The following is a 17,507-nucleotide window of genomic DNA, read 5'->3' as shown; positions in this document are numbered from 1 at the left end:
ACGATGCTTTTTAGCTTACTCGAAGCTTGTGGCTTGAGCTTGTAGCCGCTCCTATAGCGCCTGTAACAGCGCCTGATTCTGCTCCGGCGTGCCGATGGTGATCCGCAAGTACTGGTCGATTCGCGGATGCTTGAAATGCCGCACGATGACGCCCTGCTCCCGAAGCCCTGCGGCGAGCTCGGCAGCGTCGCGTTGCGGATGACGGGCAAAAATGAAGTTCGCCGCCGACGGCAACACCTCGAAGCCCAGCGCCTGCATCGAGGTCACCACCGCTTCGCGACTGGCGATCACCTGCTGACAGGTTTGCTCGAAATAATCGCGATCTTCGAACGCGGCCGCCGCCCCGGCGATGGCGATGCGGTCCAGCGGATAGGAATTGAAGCTGTTCTTGATGCGCTCCAGCGCCTCGATCAGATCCGGATGCCCGACAGCCAGACCAACGCGCAGTCCCGCCAGTGAACGGGACTTCGACAGGGTCTGAGTGACCAGCAGGTTCGGATAGCGATCCACCAGCGCAATGGCCGATGTGCCGCCGAAATCGATATAGGCCTCATCCACCAGGACCACCGAATCGGGGTTTGTCTGCAACAACCGCTCGATCGCTTCCAGCGCCAGCAGGCACCCGGTGGGCGCGTTGGGATTGGGGAAGATAATGCCGCCGTTCGGCCGATTGTAGTCAGCCACGTCGAGCTGGAACTGCGCGTTCAGCGCGATGGTTTCGTAGTCGATTCCATAGAGCCCGCAATAGACCGGATAGAAGCTGTAGGTCACATCGGGAAACAGCAGCGGCTTGCCGTGCTGGAACAGGCCGTGAAAGGCGTGCGCCAGCACCTCGTCCGAACCATTGCCGACGAAGACCTGGCCCGGCTGCACACCGTAATAGTCAGCCACCGCCTGCTTGAGGCGCTCGCCGTTCGGATCGGGATACAGGCGCAGGCTGTCGCCGATTTCCGCCTGCATCGCAGCAATGGCCTTGGGCGACGGGCCGTAGGGATTTTCGTTGGTATTGAGTTTGACCAGCTTGCTCAGCTTCGGCTGCTCACCCGGTACGTAGGGCACCAGGGTTTTGACGAAGGGGCTCCAGAAACGGCTCACAAACAGTTCCTCGATTGGTAGGGGGAAAGCTGGAAGCTAGAAGCCTGAAGCTGGAAGAAAGCATCAGTGCAGGGTCTAGTTTCTAGCGATCTATCTTTTAATCCGATATTCCGCGCTGCGCGCATGCGCGGTCAGCGACTCGCCGCGAGCCAGCACCGAGGCGATCTTGCCCAGCTCAGACGCACCTTCCGCCGAGCAATTGATGATCGACGAGCGTTTCTGGAAATCGTAAACACCCAGCGGCGATGAGAAGCGCGCGGTGCCGGAGGTCGGCAATACGTGGTTGGGGCCGGCACAGTAGTCGCCCAGCGCTTCGGCCGTGTATCTGCCCATGAAGATCGCGCCGGCGTGGCGGATCTGCTCCAGATACTGCTCGGGATTTTCCACCGACAGTTCCAAGTGTTCCGGCGCAATGCGGTTGGCCACCTCGATGGCCTGCTGCATGTCGGCGACCCGAATCAGCGCACCACGGCCCTGCAATGATGCATGGGCGATCTCGCTACGCTCCAGAGTCGGCAGCAGCCGGGCAATGCTCTCGGCAACCTTGTCGAGGAATGCTGCATCCGGGCTGACCAGAATCGACTGGGCATCTTCGTCGTGCTCGGCCTGGGAGAACAGGTCCATGGCGATCCAGTCGGGATCGGTCTGGCCGTCGCATACCACCAGAATTTCGGAGGGTCCGGCGATCATGTCGATTCCGACCTTGCCGAAGACGTGGCGCTTGGCCGTGGCGACGTAGATGTTGCCGGGGCCGACGATCTTGTCCACCGGCGGTACGCTCTCGGTACCGTATGCCAGCGCGGCGACCGCCTGGGCGCCACCGATGGTGAACACGCGGTCGACACCGGCGATGCAGGCCGCAGCCAGCACAAGTTCGTTGATTTCACCGCGCGGTGTGGGCACGACCATGACGACTTCCGGCACACCGGCAACCTTCGCCGGAATGGCGTTCATCAGCACCGACGAGGGGTAAGACGCCTTGCCGCCTGGCACGTAAAGCCCAGCACGATCGAGCGGCGTGACCTTCTGACCCAGCACCGTGCCGTCGACTTCGGTGTAGGTCCAGGAGTCCTGTTTCTGCTTTTCGTGATAGCGACGAACCCGCTCGGCGGCTGATTCCAGTGCATGACGCTGCGCCGAGCTGATGCGTTCGAGCGCCAACTCGAGACGCTCACGCGGCAGGATCAGATCTGCCATCGAGGCCACTTCCAATCCATCGAAACGCTGCGTCAACTCGACCAGTGCCGCATCGCCGCGCTCGCGCACCGCCTTAATGATCTCCAGCACGCGCTGGTTAACGCCGTCATCGGACACGCTTTCCCAGCTCAGCAAATGATCCAGGTGTCGCGAAAACTCGGGATCGGCAGCGTTGAGTCGGCGGATGTCGATGGGAGCGGTCATAACGGGCCTCATAAGGAGTGCGGCGAAGCGGTTTGCAGGCGCCCGTAGATTAACAAGCCAACCGTGCGGGCACCTGAGAATTAAGGCTATGACACGAATAGGCGAGCCGGCTGTAGCAGCCCGGCGGAAGATCAGTTCTGCTGTTCGATCGCGTTCTGCAACGCATCGATCAGCGTCTGGATACGCGCATGCTGCATCTTCATCGAGGCCTTATTGACCACTAGGCGCGAGCTGATCATGGCAATCAGCTCCTGCGGCTCCAGCCCGTTGGCACGCAGCGTATTACCGGTGTCGACCACGTCGATGATCTTGTCCGCCAATCCCACCAGCGGTGCCAGCTCCATCGAGCCATAGAGCTTGATGATGTCGACCTGACGGCCTTGCTCGGCGTAGTAGCGTTTGGCGACATTGACGAACTTGGTCGCAACGCGTAGCCGCCCTTTGGGCTCCGGCGCACCGACCTTGCCGGCCGTCATCAGCTTGCAGTTGGCGATTTTCAAATCCAGCGGCTCGTACAACCCCTGGCCACCGTACTCCAACAGCACGTCCTTGCCAGCCACGCCAAGATCCGCCGCGCCATGCTCGACGTAGGTCGGCACGTCCGTGGCGCGCACGATCAGCAGACGCACGTCATCCTGCGTGGTCGGGATGATCAGCTTGCGGCTTTTATCTGGATTCTCGGTGGGCACGATACCTGCCGCCGCCAGCAGCGGCAGCGTGTCGTCGAGAATGCGGCCTTTGGAAAGGGCAATGGTGAGCATGGACGGTTATTCCTTGAAGCCTGTTAATGGCGACCTTGGCGCAGGCAGCGGCGAGCGAGCGCCAGTCTCAGCCAAAGCCGCCGACTCCGAGAGTGACGGCTTCGACCCATTGCCGATAGCTAGCCCGGTACGCGGCGAATCTTGGCGCCCAGCAATTGCAGCTTCTCTTCGATGCATTCATAACCACGATCGATGTGGTAGATGCGATCGATCAGCGTGTCGCCTTCGGCCACTAGGCCGGCGATCACCAGACTCGCCGAGGCACGCAGATCGGTCGCCATGACGGGCGCGCCCTTGAGCTTCGGCACGCCGGTCACGATGGCAGTGTTGCCCTCGACGAGAATCTGCGAGCCCATGCGGTTCATTTCGTATACATGCATGAAGCGGTTCTCGAACACCGTCTCGATCACCGTACCAGTGCCTTCGGCAACGGCGTTCAGCGCAATGAACTGCGCCTGCATATCGGTGGGGAATGCAGGATACGGCGCAGTACGGATGTTCACCGCTTTCGGCCGATTGCCCTTCATGTCCAGCTCGATCCAGTTGCTACCGGTATCGATATAGGCACCGGCTTCTTCGAGCTTGTGCAATACCGCCTCGAGGAGGGTGGCGTCGGTGTCCTTGAGCTTCACGCGACCGCCGGTTGCCGCAGCGGCGACCAGATAAGTGCCCGTCTCGATGCGGTCCGGCATCACGCTGTAACGACCGCCACCCAGACGTTTGACGCCGTCGATGACGATGGTGTCGGTGCCGGCGCCGGAAATCTGCGCGCCCATGGCATTGAGGAAGTTCGCTAGATCGACCACTTCCGGCTCGCGCGCGGCGTTTTCCAGCACGCTGCGGCCGTTGGCCAGCGCCGCGGCCATCATGATGTTCTCAGTGCCGGTCACGCTGACGATATCGAAGAAGAAGTGCGCGCCGCGTAGACCGCCAGCTGGCGCCCGCGCCTTGATGTAGCCACCTTCGACGTCGATCTGCGCGCCCATCGCTTCCAGGCCGCGAATGTGCAGGTCGACCGGGCGCGAGCCAATGGCGCAACCGCCTGGCAGCGCGACTTCCGCTTCGCCGAAACGCGCAACCATGGGTCCGAGCACCAGGATCGATGCACGCATCGTCTTGACCAGCTCGTAAGGCGCGACCAGCGTCTGGATGCTGCTGGCGTCGACTTCGACGCTGAGCTTTTCGTCGATGACCGGTTGCACGCCCATGCGGCCGAACAGCTCGATCATCGTCGTGATGTCGTGTAGGTGCGGCAGGTTGCAAACGGTTACCGGAGTATCGGCAAGCAAGGTGGCCGCCAGGATTGGCAGGGCCGAGTTTTTGGCACCGGAGATGCGAATCTCGCCATCGAGGCGGGCACCGCCAGTAATGATCAATTTATCCATGATATTCCTGTAACCCGCATGCTCGAAGCGCTTGCGAAGAGGGGCCGCGCCCAGTCAGTGCAGCGCGCGGCTCGAATATGTCTGTCGTGACCGGTGATCAGCTACGCGCCAGCCAGTCGGCACGGCTGAAGAATTTCATCGTGACGGCATGAATGCTGCCGTCGGCTATCCACGGGTTCAGCTGCGCATAAATCTGCTGCTGGCGCTTGACCGGACTCAATCCGGCCAACTCGTCGCTGATCACGTTGAGCTGGAAATTGCAGCCTTCGCCTTCGACTTCCACCTGTGCGTCCGGAAGCTTCTCTTCCAGAAAATTCTTAACTTCTAAGGCCTGCATGTTCAACCTCTATCGGCGCCGGACGCGCGCGGCCGGCCATCATACAAAAAAGCCCGAAGACTGCGAACCCCGAAGCCCGTCGAGCTAACGCAGCCTCGCTAATCGAGCGCCTCTGCCTCGCTGCTGCGCGGACGCCTGTGATGCGTGCCCGCCTCTACTGCGGGAAACCTTGAAGACGCAAAGCGTACGACGAGAATCGCCACCGCAAGCAGCAGAATGGCTCCGGAAATATAGACGACCCCCATGTCCGGACGGTGATGATGCGAAACATCCGAAATCAGCAAGCGAGTCAGGGCAGTGATTGCCACGTAGATAAGGAAGCGCACCGGCATGTGATTGGTTTTGAAGTAAATACCAACCATCGCACCGAGTTCGAGGTAAATGAACAGCAACAGGATGTCATCGACACTGATGCTTCCCTTTTCGATCATGCCCAGAAAGGCCACCAACCCGGCCCAGGCGGTGACCGCACCGATGCCGAACAGGGCCAGGTAATGAAAGGTCTCGACCAGTAGATTACCCAGCGACTCGGCAACGGCATGCACCTTGCCGCGCGCCGTTTCTGCCCAGCGTAGCGTCATCAAACCGTTCCTCGCACTTCGTCCGCTAGCGAAAGGACGTCCAGCAAGCCGGACACCCTGGCGATTTCACGCATGTCGCCGGGCATGCCGGCGATGGTCACTTCGCGTCCTAACGAGATTGCGTCCCGGGTATAGGTCAGCAGCAGCGACAGCCCGACGCTGCTGGATTTTTCCACCGACGAGCAATCGATCAGCAGCGGCTGCCTTTTAACACCACGGATCAAGGTCTGACCGGCCCAGCGCAAGGCCGGCCCGGATTGGTAATCGAGCACGCCGGAAAGCCGCAACTCGCCGCTGGCGCCGCTTTCGACACGCCCCTCACTCATCGCCTGTCGCCTGCTGGCCAGCCTCGGTGTCCTTGGCGCGTGCGACAACTTCGCCCCAGCCAGCGATGGTCTTGTCCAGATCACCACCATTTTTTTGCATGGTGTCGGCGAACTGGTCACGGAACAGTTTGCCGATATTGATGCCGTTGATGATCACGTTGCGCACCCGCCATTCGCCTCCCTGATTGACCATGGTGTACGACACCGGATAGATCTCACCCTGGCGACCGGTTACTTCCATACCAACGCTGGTACGCTCGGCATCCTGCTTGCCACTGGCCGGCAGCACTCGAATCTGCTGATTGTTGTATTCCAGCAGCGCGTTGCCATAAAACTGCATGAGACTGCGCTTGAAGTTTTCCTGGAAGCGGGTCATCTGCTCCGGGCTGGCGCTGCGCGAATACTTCACGGTCATGATGCTGCGCGAAATCCCCTCGGCATCGACCACCGGACCGAGGATGTCGTTGAGCGACTCGTAGAAGGCGTTCGGGTCCTGCCGGTACTGATCCTTATTGGCCTTGAGGTCGGCGAGCAGCTCGTCGGTGGTCTTCTGAATCACTTCGTGAGCGCTCGGGGCCGCCAGAGCCAGCATGGGCAGGGCGGTCAGCAATACCAGCAAACTGCGACGCAGGGCATTCATCATGGGGATGTTCCTCACTCTTTATTGACCGAATTGAGCAAAAATTTGCCGATCAAATCTTCCAGTACCAAGGACGACTGGGTGTCGCGAATCGTATCGCCGTCACCCAGTGTTTCCTCTTCGCCGCCGACGCTGATGCCAATGTATTTTTCGCCCAGCAGGCCGGCGGTCAGAATCGACGCGGTGGAATCGATCGGCAGGATATCGACGTCCTGCTGAACCTCCAGCGTGACACGCCCGGTATAGCTCTCGCGATCCAGGTCGATCGCCGTCACCTTGCCAATCGTCACGCCGGCCATGGTTACCTTGGATCTGACACTCAGACCGGCAATATTGTCGAAATAGGCGTACAGCCGGTACGTGTCAGCGCTATCGACGCTCAGCCCGCTGACCCGTAGCGACAGCAGCATCAGGGCCAGGACGCCCGCCAAGAGGAACAGGCCAACACCAATTTCCAGGGTGCGGATACGCATCAAAAATCTCCAAACATCAACGCGGTCAGAATAAAGTCGAGGCCGAGCACGGCCAGCGAGGCGTAAACCACCGTTCGGGTGGTGGCACGACTGATACCTTCAGAGGTGGGCTCGCAGTCATAGCCCTGGAACACCGCAATCCAGGTCACCACGACAGCGAACACCATGCTCTTGATAACGCCGTTGAGCACATCCGAAGTGAAAACAACACTGTTCTGCATATTGGCCCAGAACGAGCCTTCATAGACGCCGAGCCAGTCCACGGCAACCATCGCCCCCCCCCAGATACCGACCACGTTGAAAATGACGGTCAGCAACGGCAGGGAAATGAAGCCGGCCCACAACCGTGGCGCGACGATGTATTTCAGCGGATCGACACCGATCATTTCCAGGCTGGACAACTGCTCGGTGGATTTCATGTTGCCGATCTCGGCAGCCAACGCAGACCCGGCACGACCAGCGAACAGCAGCGCAGTGACCACCGGCCCCAGCTCGCGCAGCAGTGTCAGGGCGACCATCTGCCCCACCGCCTGCTCGGAACCGTAGTTGCTGAGAATGCTGTAGCCCTGCAGCGCCAGCACCATGCCGATGAAGATGCCGGAAACCACCACGATCGCCAGTGACAATACGCCAACCGAATAGAGCTGCCGGACCAGCAAAGAGAAACGGTTGTCCAGCCCGCTGGGACCGAACAATGCGTGGAACAGGAACAGCGTGGCGCGCCCCTGCGCGGCAACCACATTCAATCCGGCCTCACCGAAAAGCCGGATTCGCTCGATCAGGGAACGCTTACGCATCGGAGCCTCGCAACAAGTCCTCGGCATAGGCCGGCGCCGGAAAATGGAAAGGCACTGGACCATCCGCCGCGCCTCGCATGAATTGCTGGATACGCGGGTTCGTGGATTCGCGCAGCTCGGCCGGCGTGCCCTGCCCCAGCACCTGCCCATCGCCGACCACATAAATGTAATCGGCAATACTGGAGGTTTCGGCCAGGTCATGGGAAACCACGATACTGGTAATGCCCAGTGCATCGTTGAGCAGACGAATCAGCTGCACCAGCACGCCCATGGCAATCGGGTCCTGGCCGGCGAAAGGTTCGTCGTACATGAGGATCTGCGGATCGAGCGCGATCGCCCGCGCCAACGCCACGCGACGCTTCATACCGCCGGACAACTCATCGGGCATCAGCTCCACCGCACCACGCAAACCCACCGCCTGCAGCTTCATCAGAACGATGTCGCGAATCATCTCTTCCGGCAGTTTGGTATGCACCCGCAGCGGGAAGGCGACGTTTTCGAAGACATCGAGATCGGTGAACAGTGCACCGCTTTGGAACAGCACGCCCATCTGCTTGCGCATGTCGAACAGTTCGCGACGCGACAGCGTGGGCAGGTTGGTCCCGGCCACCCAAACTTCGCCGCTGGTCGGCTTGAGCTGGGCGGCGATCAGACGCAGCAGCGTGGTCTTACCGCAGCCGGACGGCCCCATGATGGCCGTCACCTTGCCTCGCGGTATGACGATATCGACATTATTGAAAATGCTTCGCTCGCCGCGCATGAAGGTAACCCCCTTCAGCTCGACGGCGTTAGCGTTGGCGGCGCTCATCGGATCTCCTCGGATACGGTCTGCGAATCTGACGCCCTCCGATGTTTCGGAGATACTTCGCAGAGCCGTTTTGGCGGCGCGAACTATAGCACCGCGCCGGGAGCCTCCCAAGCCAGCGTCTGTATCGCCGCATGAGCGAGCGCACATTCGTTCAGCTTGAGTTCAGCTTCAGACGCGACGATCCGCTTGAAAGCTTTTCGGTGAGCCGCGATGGGTTTGCCGCTATAATCCCGCGTTTTCATTCAGGCGATGAAACAGACATGAGTCAGAGCAGCCAGCTGATCGAGACTGCCCAGCGGACCATTCGCATGGAAATTGAAGCGGTCGAGCAACTCAAGGCCCGCATCGATGAACAGTTCGTCAAGGCATGCGAGCTCATCCTGCAATGCAAAGGCCGCGTCGTCGTGGTCGGTATGGGCAAGTCCGGACATATCGGCAACAAAATCGCTGCCACGCTCGCCAGCACCGGAACCACTGCGTTCTTCGTTCACCCGGCCGAAGCCAGCCATGGCGACATGGGCATGATTACCCGCGACGACGTCGTTCTGGCCCTGTCCAACTCCGGCAGCACTAACGAGATCGTGACATTGCTGCCACTGATCAAACGTCTCGGCATCATCTTAATCAGCATGACTGGCAATCCCGAGTCGGTGCTCGCCAAGGCGGCGGCGGTCAACCTCGACGCGAGCGTAGCCATCGAAGCTTGCCCGCTAAATCTCGCGCCGACCTCCTCGACCACCGTCAGCCTGGTACTCGGTGACGCCCTGGCGATCGCCCTGCTCGAAGCGCGCGGATTCACCGCCGAGGATTTCGCCTTCTCGCACCCGGGCGGTGCACTCGGCAGACGCCTGCTGCTCAAGGTCGAACATGTCATGCACGCAGGCGATCGTCTGCCCCAGGTCAAGCGCGGCACACCATTACGCGAAGCATTGCTGGAAATGACTCAGAAAGGGCTCGGCATGACGGCGGTGGTGGAGACCGATGGCGGTCTGGCCGGCATATTCACTGACGGCGACCTGCGCCGTACGCTGGACAAAGGCGTCGACGTGCGTCAGGCCAGCATCGATCAGGTCATGACCATCCACGGCAAGACCGCCAGCGCCGACATGCTCGCCGCTGAAGCTCTGAGAATCATGGAAGACAACAAGATCAACGCGCTGGTGGTGGTCGATGACAATGACCGACCGGTCGGCGCGCTGAACATGCATGATCTGCTGCGCGCGGGAGTGATGTAAGTGAACGACCTACTGCGGCGCGCCCGCGACATTCGCCTGGCCATTTTCGACGTCGATGGTGTACTCACGGATGGCAAGCTGTACTTTCTCGTCGACGGCAGCGAATTCAAGACATTCAACACACTCGACGGCCATGGCATCAAGATGCTGATCAATTCAGGCGTGCGTACCGCGATCATCAGCGGTCGTAAGACGCCAGTGGTCGAGCGTCGCGCACAGAACCTTGGCATCCAGCATCTCTACCAAGGACGCGAGGACAAACTGGTGGTCCTCGATGAACTGCTCGCTGAACTCGGACTCGACTACTCTGAAGTGGCCTATCTGGGCGATGACTTGCCGGACCTGCCGGTGATCCGCAGGGTCGGTCTGGGAATGGCCGTCGCCAGCGCCGATGCCTTCGTTCGCGATCATGCCCATGGTGTGACCAGCGCCCGCGGCGGCGAAGGCGCTGCGCGCGAGTTCTGCGAACTGATCATGCGCGCGCAGGGCAGCCTCGAAGCCGCCCAGACCGCTTATCTCTAGAGGTTCCAATGCTGAGCAGAATCCGCTTCCCTGCCGTCCTGCTGCTGATCGCACTGTTACTGATCGCTGTCGGCTACTGGAACATTCGCCCCGAAAGTTTCATGCAGGAAGCTCCGGTGACACAGGGCGAGACATCGCCGATAGACTTTTACGTCACCAACTCGCGAACCGTGCAGTATCAACCGGATGGCAAGCGCAACTACGTGCTGTTCTCCGAAAAGGTCGAGCACGTCAAGGCCAGCGATGTCAGCCTGCTGACCCGCCCCGATCTGCGTTCCTATCGGGGCGCTGAGCTGCAGTGGCATGTCACCAGCGAGCGTGGAGAAGTCGGCCCGAAGGGCGAGGAAGTCGAGCTGATCGATAACGTCAGGATCGAACGCAACGACGCCGAGGGACGTCCGACGATAGTCACCACCAGCCGGATGACGGTGCTTCCCGAGAAGGATTATGCCGAGACCCGCCAACCCGTTAGAATCGTCGCCGCGAACGGCGTGACGACCGCCACGGGCATGAAAGCGTATCTGAATGAAGGCAGGATGCTCCTGCTATCCAATGTAAGAGGCCAGCATGAGCTGCGTTAAGACCCTCCCCCTCCTGATCGGCTTGAGCATCTTTCTGCTTGGCACGACTGCACATGCGCTTCCAGAAGACCGCAACCAGCCGATCCGCGTCCAGGCGGATACCGCGGAACTTGATGATCGACAGGGCGTAGCCGTATATCGCGGCGATGTGGTGATCACCCAGGGCACCATGAAGATCACTGGCGATACGGTGACGATCACCCAGGACGAAAATGGCGATGTGGAGGTATTCACCTCCATCGGCAAGCCCGCCTACTACGAGCAGAAGCCTGCGGTCGACAAGGAGATCGTCAAGGCTTACGGCCTGACCATCCAGTATTTCGCAGCCAACGAGCGCATCGTCCTGATCGATCAGGCGAAAGTCGTTCAGGAAGGCAATACCTTCGAAGGCGAAAAAATCGTCTATGACACCCAGCGGCAGATCGTCAATGCCGGCCGTGCGACCGATACCGATGTCACCACGCCGCGCCCGCGCGTGGACATGGTGATTCAGCCGCGCAGTAAAGATCAGCCGGCAGCGGAGCAGACCGAGTAATGGCGACCCTCAAGGCCCAGCATCTGGCGAAGAGTTACAAAAGCCGCCAAGTCGTGCGTGATGTAAGTCTGTCCATTGGAAGCGGACAGATCGTTGGTCTGCTGGGGCCGAACGGCGCCGGGAAGACCACTTGTTTCTACATGATCGTCGGGCTGGTGAAGGCCGATCAGGGCCGCGTGCTGATCGACGAACAGGACGTCACGCATCTGCCCATGCATGGTCGCGCGCGCGCAGGCATCGGCTACTTGCCGCAGGAAGCGTCTATCTTCCGCAAACTGTCGGTAACCGACAACATCATGGCGATCCTGGAAACCCGCAAGGACCTCGATCGCAGCGGGCGTCAGCAAGCGCTTGAAGGGCTCTTGCAGGAATTTCATATCCACCACATTCGCGACAGCCTCGGCATGAGCCTCTCGGGTGGCGAGCGGCGGCGCGTCGAAATTGCTCGCGCCCTGGCCACCGCGCCCAAGTTCATTCTTCTAGACGAGCCCTTTGCGGGCGTCGACCCTATTTCGGTCGGCGACATCAAACAGATCATTCACCATCTCAAGGCCAAAGGCATCGGCGTACTCATCACCGACCACAACGTACGCGAGACACTGGACATCTGCGAAACCGCCTACATCGTCAACGATGGCCAACTGATTGCCGAAGGTGACGCCGAGACGATCCTGGCCAATCAGCTGGTCAAGGAAGTTTACCTCGGGCACGAATTCCGCCTCTGATGTCATTTTTTTCCGCCGAGACGGCCACCCAGGACTAGGCAAAAGCTTCGATGGCAGGCATATAATTTGCTTACATTGGCGCCTGCCAGCGCCAGCGAAATCGGAACAGGCGCGGTTGCGCCGGCAAACAAGGTTCGAAGTCCTCTGCCATGAAACCATCGCTAGTCCTGAAGATGGGCCAGCAGCTGACGATGACACCGCAGCTGCAACAAGCCATACGACTGCTCCAGTTATCCACGCTCGATCTCCAGCAGGAGATTCAGGAAGCGCTGGATTCCAATCCCATGCTCGAGCGTGAAGAGGACGGAGAGGATTTCGATCACTCCGATCCGATGGCCGAGTCGATCGAGAAAAAGCCGGAAAGCACGCCGACCGAACAGAGCGAGCCTGACAGTCACTACGAGGAACCCATCAACACGGTGGAGAACCTCGAGGAAGGCGATTGGGGTGACCGCATTCCCGATGAGCTTCCGGTGGACACCGCCTGGGAAGACATCTACCAGACGAGCGCCAGCAGCCTGCCCAGCAGCGACGATGACGAATGGGATTTCACCACTCGAACCTCAGCCGGTGAAAGCCTGCAGAGCCACTTGCTCTGGCAGCTCAATCTCGCACCGATGAGCGATACAGACCGCCTTATCGCAGCCACATTGATCGACTGCATCAACCCACAGGGTTACCTCGACGAGACCCTTGAGGAAGTACTCGAGTCGTTCGATCCAGAGCTGGAAATCGAACTCGACGAGATCGAGGTGGTGCTGCGCCGCATTCAGCAATTCGAACCGGCGGGCATCGGGGCACGTGACTTGCGCGAGTGCCTGCTGTTGCAACTGCGTCAACTGCCGGAGCGAACCCTGTGGTTAAGCGAGGCGGTGCGGCTGGTCAGCGACCATCTGGATATCCTCGGCAGCCGTGACTACAGCCTGCTGATGCGCCGCATGAAGCTCAAGGAAGACGAGCTGCGCCAAGTCATCGATCTGATCCAGACGCTCAATCCACGGCCCGGCTCGCAGATCGAAGCGAGCGAGCCGGAGTATGTCGTGCCCGACGTGATCGTGCGCAAGCACAATGGCCGCTGGCTGGTCGAACTGAACCAGGAGGCAATGCCCCGCCTGCGCGTGAACGCTCAGTACGCAGGCTTCGTCAAACGCGCCGATGCCAGTGCCGACAACACCTTCATGCGCAACCAGCTTCAGGAGGCGCGCTGGTTCATCAAGAGCCTGCTCAGCCGCAACGAGACGCTGATGAAGGTCGCCACGCAGATCGTCGAACATCAACGCGGCTTCTTCGAGCACGGCGATGAAGCGATGAAGCCGCTGGTGCTGCACGACATCGCCGAGGCGGTAGGCATGCATGAGTCGACGATCTCACGAGTCACCACGCAGAAGTACATGCACACGCCACGCGGCATCTATGAGCTGAAGTACTTCTTCTCCAGCCATGTCAGCACGGCGGAGGGCGGCGAATGCTCTTCCACCGCCATACGGGCGATACTCAAAAAACTGGTGGCTGCGGAAAACCCGAAAAAGCCATTGAGCGACAGCAAGATCGCTGGTTTACTGGAGGCACAGGGGATTCAAGTTGCACGCCGTACCGTCGCCAAGTACCGCGAATCACTCGGTATCGCTCCATCCAGCGAACGTAAGCGGTTGATGTAAATGTCAGGTCGATTTCTTCCGGTGGCGGGTCATCCCGTCAATCGCACGTGGCAAAAAGGAGATGCAGTATGCAAACCAACATCACTGGACTTCATCTGGAAATCACAGAAGCCCTGCGTAACTACGTCGAAGAGAAATTCAGCCGACTGGAACGGCATTTCGATCGCATCATTGCCGTTCAGGTGATCCTCCAAGTCGAAAAGCTCAAGCAAAAAGCCGAAGCCACACTGCACGTCGCCGGACGCGAGGTCGTCGCCAATGCCGAGCATGAAGACATGTACGCGGCAATCGATCTCCTTGCCGACAAGCTCGATCGGCAGCTCATCAAGCACAAAGAAAAACAGCTCGACCATAACCAGGGTGCAATAGCTCGCTAGCCCATCATGATCCGACTAGAAAACATCCTGACCCCCGCACGTTCCCTCGTGAACGTGCCGGGCGGCAGCAAGAAGCGCGTACTGGAACAGATCGCCAAGGTGCTTGGCCGAGACCTTCCAGATCTGGATTCTCAAACCATTTTCGAAAGCTTCGTTGCCCGCGAAAAGCTAGGCTCGACCGGCTTCGGCAACGGGATCGCCATCCCGCACTGCCGCATGCCCGGCTGCACCTCGCCGCTCAGCGCGGTGTTGAGGCTGGATGATCCGGTGGACTTCGATGCCATCGACGGCGCTCCGGTCGATCTGTTGTTCGTCCTGCTCGTGCCGGAAGCGGCGACTGACGAACACCTCGAACTGCTTCGCCAGATTGCTAGCATGCTCGATCGCGAGGACGTTCGTGAGCGTCTGCGCCAGGCCAGAACGGGACAGGATCTATATCAGACCGTCGTTGATATTCAGAGCGGCCACTAGCGGAAACCATTTCGCTGGCCTGCGACGTGAGGAAAGAGACGTGTCCCTAACCTTGCACCAACCACCTCGACAGCACAGCGTGCAGCCAGGCTCATGCCAGCACGCTCGTATCCTGCCGGGCGTCGCGCCGCCATGCGCCTGATCATCGTCAGCGGTCGCTCCGGCTCTGGCAAGAGCACCGCGCTCGACGTGCTCGAGGACAACGGCTTCTACTGTATCGACAACCTTCCCGCCGGACTGCTGCCGGAACTGGCGGAACGGGCGTTGCTGCATACGGAGCTGATACAGCCGCAGGTCGCCGTATCCATCGATGCGCGCAACCTGCCCAGCCAGTTGAAGCGTTTTCCCGAGTTGCTTGAAGAGGCCCGCGCCCGGCATATCCAGTGCGATGTGCTGTACCTCGATGCGGCGGACGAGACACTGCTCAAGCGCTTCTCGGAAACCCGTCGGCGCCATCCGCTGACCAACCAGAATCGCTCGCTGGCCGAGGCCATCCGTGACGAGGAGTTGCTTCTGGCTCCCATCATCGACCTCGCCGATCTCAAGGTCGACACGACGCATCTGAACCTCTATCAATTGCGTGACACGCTGAAGCTTCGCCTGCTGAACAAGCCGGAACCGGGCACGGCGTTTCTCTTCGAGTCCTTTGGGTTCAAGCGTGGAATGCCGGTTGATGCCGACCTCGTGTTCGATGTGCGCTGCCTGCCGAATCCGTACTGGAAGGCCGATCTGCGCGACTTTTCCGGGCTGGACCAGCCCGTCATCGACTATCTCGCCACACAAGCGGATGTCGAAGATATGTTTCAGGACATCTTCGCCTACTTGAGCAAATGGCTTCCGCGCTTCGCCGCCAGCAATCGCGCCTATGTCACGGTCGCCATCGGGTGCACCGGCGGGCATCACCGTTCGGTCTATCTGGCCGAGCGACTCGGCCAGGCGCTGCGCGAACCTTTGAAGAATGTCCAGGTACGCCATCGCGACCTGGCTTAGGACCCCACATGCCCTCCTGCGAAATCACCATCATCAACAAGCTGGGCCTGCATGCCCGCGCAGCCGCCAAGTTCGTCGGCGTCGCCAACCGGTTTCCCTGCGACATCCGCATTGGCCGTTGTCCTGCCACCCTCGTTGATGGCAAAAGCATCATGGCGGTCATGATGCTAGCCGCCAACAAGGGCACCAACCTGCACCTGCACACCGAGGGCGAGCAGGAGCAAGAGGCAGTCGATGCGCTGATCGCACTGATCGAAGACTATTTCGAGGAAGGAGAATAGAGCAGCTGGAAGGCTGGGAGCGAAACAGTGCCGAGCCCCGCCGAGCCTTTTCAAACTACTCGCTTCAACCTTACAGCCTCTTTTCGCCCAGCTAGCCTCCAGCTGTTATCGGCTTTCAACTTGCCGCTTTAACTCCCCGCCACCTTCATTCGCTCGATCAGCACCGATCCCGTGTGAATGCTGCTACGCGTCTCGACATCGCAGCCGACCGCGACGATCTGGCGGAACATGTCGCGCAGATTGCCGGCGATAGTAACCTCCTGTACCGGGAACTGAATCTCACCATTCTCGACCCAGAAACCGCCAGCACCGCGCGAGTAGTCGCCGGTGACCAGGTTCAAGCCCTGCCCCATCAATTCGGTGACCAGCAAACCACGTCCCATACGGCGAATCAGTGCAGCCTGATCCTCATCCCCGTGGGTGACGAAAAGGTTGTGCACGCCGCCCGCATTGGCCGTGCTGGGCATTCCCAACTTGCGTCCGGAGTAGGTGCCCATCACATAGGAAAGCAGCTTGCCATTCTCGACGAAGGGTTTGGCGTAGGTCGCCAAGCCATCGCTGTCATAGGCCGAACTGGCCAACCCGCGCAGCAGGTGCGGACGCTCGTCGAGGCTCAGCCACTCGGGAAACAGCGTCTGGCCCAGCGCATCTTCCAGATAGGAAGACTTGCGATAGATATTGCCGCCGGAAATCGCCGCGAGGAAATGCCCAAACAACCCAGTCGCCAGTTCCGAGGAGAACAGCACTGGAACGTCGCACGTCGGCACGGGGCGAGCGCCGAGACGGCGAACGGCGCGCTCAGCGGCACGACGACCGATCGACTCGGCAGAGGCCAGATCGCTGGCGACGCGGCTGACGTCATAGTGATAATCGCGCTGCATCTGCCCATCGGACTCGGCGATCATCACGCTGCTCAGGCTGTGGCGGGTGCTGCAGTAGGCGCCAATGAAGCCGTTGCTGTTGCCATAGCCGCGGCACCCTTGGTGGGTGCTCAGGCTGGTGCCGTCTGCATTTCGAATGCGCGAATCAGCCGCGAAGGCCGCCGCCTCGCAGCTCAAGGCCAACTCCACCGCCTCATCCGGCGCAATGCTCCAGGGATGGTAAAGGTCCAGGTTCGGCACATCCTTAGCCATCAGAGCAGGATCGGCGAGCCCGGCGAATTCGTCTTCCGACGCATGCCTGGCGATCGCCAGTGCCGCCGCCACGGTTTCGCGAATCGCCTCGTCGCCGCTGCCGGTGGTACTCGCCGAGCCCTTGCGCTGACCGACGTACAGCGTGATACCGAAGCCCTGATCACGATTGAATTCGACCGTTTCCACTTCTCGCTGACGAACCGTCGTCGACAGCCCCTGCTCCATCGAGACGGACACCTCGCAGGCACTGGCACCCTGGCGGCTCGCCTCTTCGATGATCTGCGCAATCCTGTCGCGCAGTCCCGGCAACACGTGCGGGCCTATCCCCTCAACTTCACTCATAAACACTCCAAGCATTGATTCGATCAAATCGCAGCCGCCAGCGCTCGGCTGAG

At 60.2% G+C, this 17,507-nt stretch carries 22 protein-coding genes; 10 read left to right on the top strand and 12 right to left on the bottom strand.

Going from position 1 to position 17,507, the window contains the following annotated elements; genetic code table 11:
- Window positions 1-51 precede the first annotated feature (51 nt).
- The 11 genes from hisC to E0D86_RS10355 all read right to left on the bottom strand — a co-directional run bounded on the left by hisC (window position 52) and on the right by E0D86_RS10355 (window position 8,604).
- A complete protein-coding gene (hisC, locus tag E0D86_RS10405) occupies window positions 52-1,095 on the bottom strand; it encodes a histidinol-phosphate transaminase (RefSeq protein WP_131649920.1) in 1,044 nt (347 codons plus the stop codon).
- A 90-nt stretch (window positions 1,096-1,185) separates the two neighbouring features.
- On the bottom strand, window positions 1,186-2,496 hold the full coding sequence (hisD, locus tag E0D86_RS10400; RefSeq protein ID WP_131649919.1) for a histidinol dehydrogenase: 1,311 nt from the start codon (window positions 2,494-2,496) through the stop codon (window positions 1,186-1,188).
- Between the two features lie 131 nt (window positions 2,497-2,627).
- Window positions 2,628-3,257 carry an ATP phosphoribosyltransferase gene (gene hisG / locus E0D86_RS10395; RefSeq protein WP_131649918.1) on the bottom strand — a complete coding sequence of 210 codons (630 nt, stop codon included), beginning with the start codon at window positions 3,255-3,257 and terminating at the stop codon, window positions 2,628-2,630.
- A gap of 119 nt (window positions 3,258-3,376) precedes the next feature.
- Window positions 3,377-4,642 carry a UDP-N-acetylglucosamine 1-carboxyvinyltransferase gene (gene murA, locus E0D86_RS10390; RefSeq protein ID WP_131649917.1) on the bottom strand — a complete coding sequence of 422 codons (1,266 nt, stop codon included), beginning with the start codon at window positions 4,640-4,642 and terminating at the stop codon, window positions 3,377-3,379.
- Between the two features lie 97 nt (window positions 4,643-4,739).
- Entirely contained in the window at window positions 4,740-4,979 is a 240-nt protein-coding gene (locus tag E0D86_RS10385; protein ID WP_131649916.1) for a BolA family protein, read from the bottom strand.
- Between the two features lie 98 nt (window positions 4,980-5,077).
- Window positions 5,078-5,560, bottom strand: coding sequence for a phosphate-starvation-inducible protein PsiE (locus tag E0D86_RS10380; protein WP_131649915.1), 483 nt, complete (start codon window positions 5,558-5,560; stop codon window positions 5,078-5,080).
- On the bottom strand, window positions 5,560-5,886 hold the full coding sequence (locus E0D86_RS10375) for a lipid asymmetry maintenance protein MlaB (protein WP_131649914.1): 327 nt from the start codon (window positions 5,884-5,886) through the stop codon (window positions 5,560-5,562). Before E0D86_RS10375 ends, E0D86_RS10380 begins: the two co-directional genes overlap by 1 nt.
- Complete coding sequence (locus E0D86_RS10370; protein ID WP_131649913.1) at window positions 5,879-6,529, bottom strand: phospholipid-binding protein MlaC; 651 nt, start codon at window positions 6,527-6,529, stop codon at window positions 5,879-5,881. The genes E0D86_RS10375 and E0D86_RS10370 overlap by 8 nt, the downstream gene beginning before the upstream one ends.
- A gap of 11 nt (window positions 6,530-6,540) precedes the next feature.
- Complete coding sequence (gene mlaD, locus E0D86_RS10365; protein ID WP_131649912.1) at window positions 6,541-6,999, bottom strand: outer membrane lipid asymmetry maintenance protein MlaD; 459 nt, start codon at window positions 6,997-6,999, stop codon at window positions 6,541-6,543.
- Window positions 6,999-7,796 carry a lipid asymmetry maintenance ABC transporter permease subunit MlaE gene (mlaE, locus tag E0D86_RS10360; protein WP_131649911.1) on the bottom strand — a complete coding sequence of 266 codons (798 nt, stop codon included), beginning with the start codon at window positions 7,794-7,796 and terminating at the stop codon, window positions 6,999-7,001. Before mlaE ends, mlaD begins: the two co-directional genes overlap by 1 nt.
- Window positions 7,789-8,604, bottom strand: coding sequence for an ABC transporter ATP-binding protein (locus E0D86_RS10355; protein WP_131649910.1), 816 nt, complete (start codon window positions 8,602-8,604; stop codon window positions 7,789-7,791). Before E0D86_RS10355 ends, mlaE begins: the two co-directional genes overlap by 8 nt.
- 260 nt (window positions 8,605-8,864) lie before the next feature.
- Here E0D86_RS10355 and E0D86_RS10350 point away from each other — a divergent pair, with 260 nt between their 5' ends.
- The 10 genes from E0D86_RS10350 to E0D86_RS10305 all read left to right on the top strand — a co-directional run bounded on the left by E0D86_RS10350 (window position 8,865) and on the right by E0D86_RS10305 (window position 15,979).
- A complete protein-coding gene (locus tag E0D86_RS10350) occupies window positions 8,865-9,839 on the top strand; it encodes a KpsF/GutQ family sugar-phosphate isomerase (protein ID WP_131649909.1) in 975 nt (324 codons plus the stop codon).
- Window positions 9,840-10,361 (top strand): HAD family hydrolase, encoded by a 522-nt coding sequence (locus E0D86_RS10345; protein ID WP_131649908.1) that lies wholly within the window; start codon window positions 9,840-9,842, stop codon window positions 10,359-10,361.
- 8 nt (window positions 10,362-10,369) lie between these two features.
- Entirely contained in the window at window positions 10,370-10,942 is a 573-nt protein-coding gene (gene lptC / locus E0D86_RS10340) for an LPS export ABC transporter periplasmic protein LptC (RefSeq protein ID WP_131649907.1), read from the top strand.
- Window positions 10,929-11,477 carry a lipopolysaccharide transport periplasmic protein LptA gene (gene lptA, locus E0D86_RS10335; protein ID WP_131649906.1) on the top strand — a complete coding sequence of 183 codons (549 nt, stop codon included), beginning with the start codon at window positions 10,929-10,931 and terminating at the stop codon, window positions 11,475-11,477. Before lptC ends, lptA begins: the two co-directional genes overlap by 14 nt.
- Entirely contained in the window at window positions 11,477-12,202 is a 726-nt protein-coding gene (gene lptB / locus E0D86_RS10330) for an LPS export ABC transporter ATP-binding protein (protein WP_131649905.1), read from the top strand. The genes lptA and lptB overlap by 1 nt, the downstream gene beginning before the upstream one ends.
- 149 nt (window positions 12,203-12,351) lie before the next feature.
- Window positions 12,352-13,860: an RNA polymerase factor sigma-54 gene (locus E0D86_RS10325; protein WP_131649904.1), complete on the top strand. Its 1,509-nt coding sequence runs from the start codon at window positions 12,352-12,354 to the stop codon at window positions 13,858-13,860.
- Window positions 13,861-13,928: 68 nt separating this feature from the next.
- Window positions 13,929-14,237, top strand: coding sequence for a ribosome hibernation-promoting factor, HPF/YfiA family (gene hpf / locus E0D86_RS10320; RefSeq protein WP_131649903.1), 309 nt, complete (start codon window positions 13,929-13,931; stop codon window positions 14,235-14,237).
- Between the two features lie 6 nt (window positions 14,238-14,243).
- Window positions 14,244-14,708 carry a PTS IIA-like nitrogen regulatory protein PtsN gene (gene ptsN, locus E0D86_RS10315; RefSeq protein ID WP_131649902.1) on the top strand — a complete coding sequence of 155 codons (465 nt, stop codon included), beginning with the start codon at window positions 14,244-14,246 and terminating at the stop codon, window positions 14,706-14,708.
- A 132-nt stretch (window positions 14,709-14,840) separates the two neighbouring features.
- The gene (rapZ, locus tag E0D86_RS10310) at window positions 14,841-15,698 is read left to right on the top strand and encodes an RNase adapter RapZ (protein WP_131650045.1); all 858 of its coding nucleotides are present in this window, start codon (window positions 14,841-14,843) and stop codon (window positions 15,696-15,698) included.
- An 8-nt stretch (window positions 15,699-15,706) separates the two neighbouring features.
- Complete coding sequence (locus E0D86_RS10305) at window positions 15,707-15,979, top strand: HPr family phosphocarrier protein (RefSeq protein ID WP_131649901.1); 273 nt, start codon at window positions 15,707-15,709, stop codon at window positions 15,977-15,979.
- Window positions 15,980-16,107: 128 nt separating this feature from the next.
- Here E0D86_RS10305 and pmbA read toward each other — a convergent pair whose 3' ends face one another.
- Complete coding sequence (gene pmbA, locus E0D86_RS10300) at window positions 16,108-17,454, bottom strand: metalloprotease PmbA (protein WP_131649900.1); 1,347 nt, start codon at window positions 17,452-17,454, stop codon at window positions 16,108-16,110.
- Window positions 17,455-17,507 lie beyond the last annotated feature (53 nt).

Source organism: Pseudomonas sp. IC_126 (genome assembly GCF_004331835.1).
GTDB lineage: Bacteria > Pseudomonadota > Gammaproteobacteria > Pseudomonadales > Pseudomonadaceae > Stutzerimonas.
The sequence above is the reverse complement of the archived record's forward strand: the minus strand, read 5'-3'. Positions and strand labels throughout refer to the sequence as shown.

What these genes read in the sequence shown, in the direction of transcription:
- lptC (WP_131649907.1), top strand. Translation starts at nt 10,370, where the DNA reads ATGCTGAGCAGAATCCGCTTCCCTGCCGTCCTGCTGCTGATCGCACTG.
- E0D86_RS10385 (WP_131649916.1), bottom strand. Translation starts at nt 4,979, where the DNA reads ATGCAGGCCTTAGAAGTTAAGAATTTTCTGGAAGAGAAGCTTCCGGAC.
- lptB (WP_131649905.1), top strand. Translation starts at nt 11,477, where the DNA reads ATGGCGACCCTCAAGGCCCAGCATCTGGCGAAGAGTTACAAAAGCCGC.
- murA (WP_131649917.1), bottom strand. Translation starts at nt 4,642, where the DNA reads ATGGATAAATTGATCATTACTGGCGGTGCCCGCCTCGATGGCGAGATT.
- ptsN (WP_131649902.1), top strand. Translation starts at nt 14,244, where the DNA reads ATGATCCGACTAGAAAACATCCTGACCCCCGCACGTTCCCTCGTGAAC.
- E0D86_RS10305 (WP_131649901.1), top strand. Translation starts at nt 15,707, where the DNA reads ATGCCCTCCTGCGAAATCACCATCATCAACAAGCTGGGCCTGCATGCC.
- mlaD (WP_131649912.1), bottom strand. Translation starts at nt 6,999, where the DNA reads ATGCGTATCCGCACCCTGGAAATTGGTGTTGGCCTGTTCCTCTTGGCG.
- E0D86_RS10370 (WP_131649913.1), bottom strand. Translation starts at nt 6,529, where the DNA reads ATGATGAATGCCCTGCGTCGCAGTTTGCTGGTATTGCTGACCGCCCTG.
- E0D86_RS10350 (WP_131649909.1), top strand. Translation starts at nt 8,865, where the DNA reads ATGAGTCAGAGCAGCCAGCTGATCGAGACTGCCCAGCGGACCATTCGC.
- E0D86_RS10355 (WP_131649910.1), bottom strand. Translation starts at nt 8,604, where the DNA reads ATGAGCGCCGCCAACGCTAACGCCGTCGAGCTGAAGGGGGTTACCTTC.
- hpf (WP_131649903.1), top strand. Translation starts at nt 13,929, where the DNA reads ATGCAAACCAACATCACTGGACTTCATCTGGAAATCACAGAAGCCCTG.
- hisD (WP_131649919.1), bottom strand. Translation starts at nt 2,496, where the DNA reads ATGACCGCTCCCATCGACATCCGCCGACTCAACGCTGCCGATCCCGAG.
- mlaE (WP_131649911.1), bottom strand. Translation starts at nt 7,796, where the DNA reads ATGCGTAAGCGTTCCCTGATCGAGCGAATCCGGCTTTTCGGTGAGGCC.
- rapZ (WP_131650045.1), top strand. Translation starts at nt 14,841, where the DNA reads ATGCGCCTGATCATCGTCAGCGGTCGCTCCGGCTCTGGCAAGAGCACC.
- lptA (WP_131649906.1), top strand. Translation starts at nt 10,929, where the DNA reads ATGAGCTGCGTTAAGACCCTCCCCCTCCTGATCGGCTTGAGCATCTTT.
- E0D86_RS10380 (WP_131649915.1), bottom strand. Translation starts at nt 5,560, where the DNA reads ATGACGCTACGCTGGGCAGAAACGGCGCGCGGCAAGGTGCATGCCGTT.
- E0D86_RS10325 (WP_131649904.1), top strand. Translation starts at nt 12,352, where the DNA reads ATGAAACCATCGCTAGTCCTGAAGATGGGCCAGCAGCTGACGATGACA.
- E0D86_RS10375 (WP_131649914.1), bottom strand. Translation starts at nt 5,886, where the DNA reads ATGAGTGAGGGGCGTGTCGAAAGCGGCGCCAGCGGCGAGTTGCGGCTT.
- pmbA (WP_131649900.1), bottom strand. Translation starts at nt 17,454, where the DNA reads ATGAGTGAAGTTGAGGGGATAGGCCCGCACGTGTTGCCGGGACTGCGC.
- hisG (WP_131649918.1), bottom strand. Translation starts at nt 3,257, where the DNA reads ATGCTCACCATTGCCCTTTCCAAAGGCCGCATTCTCGACGACACGCTG.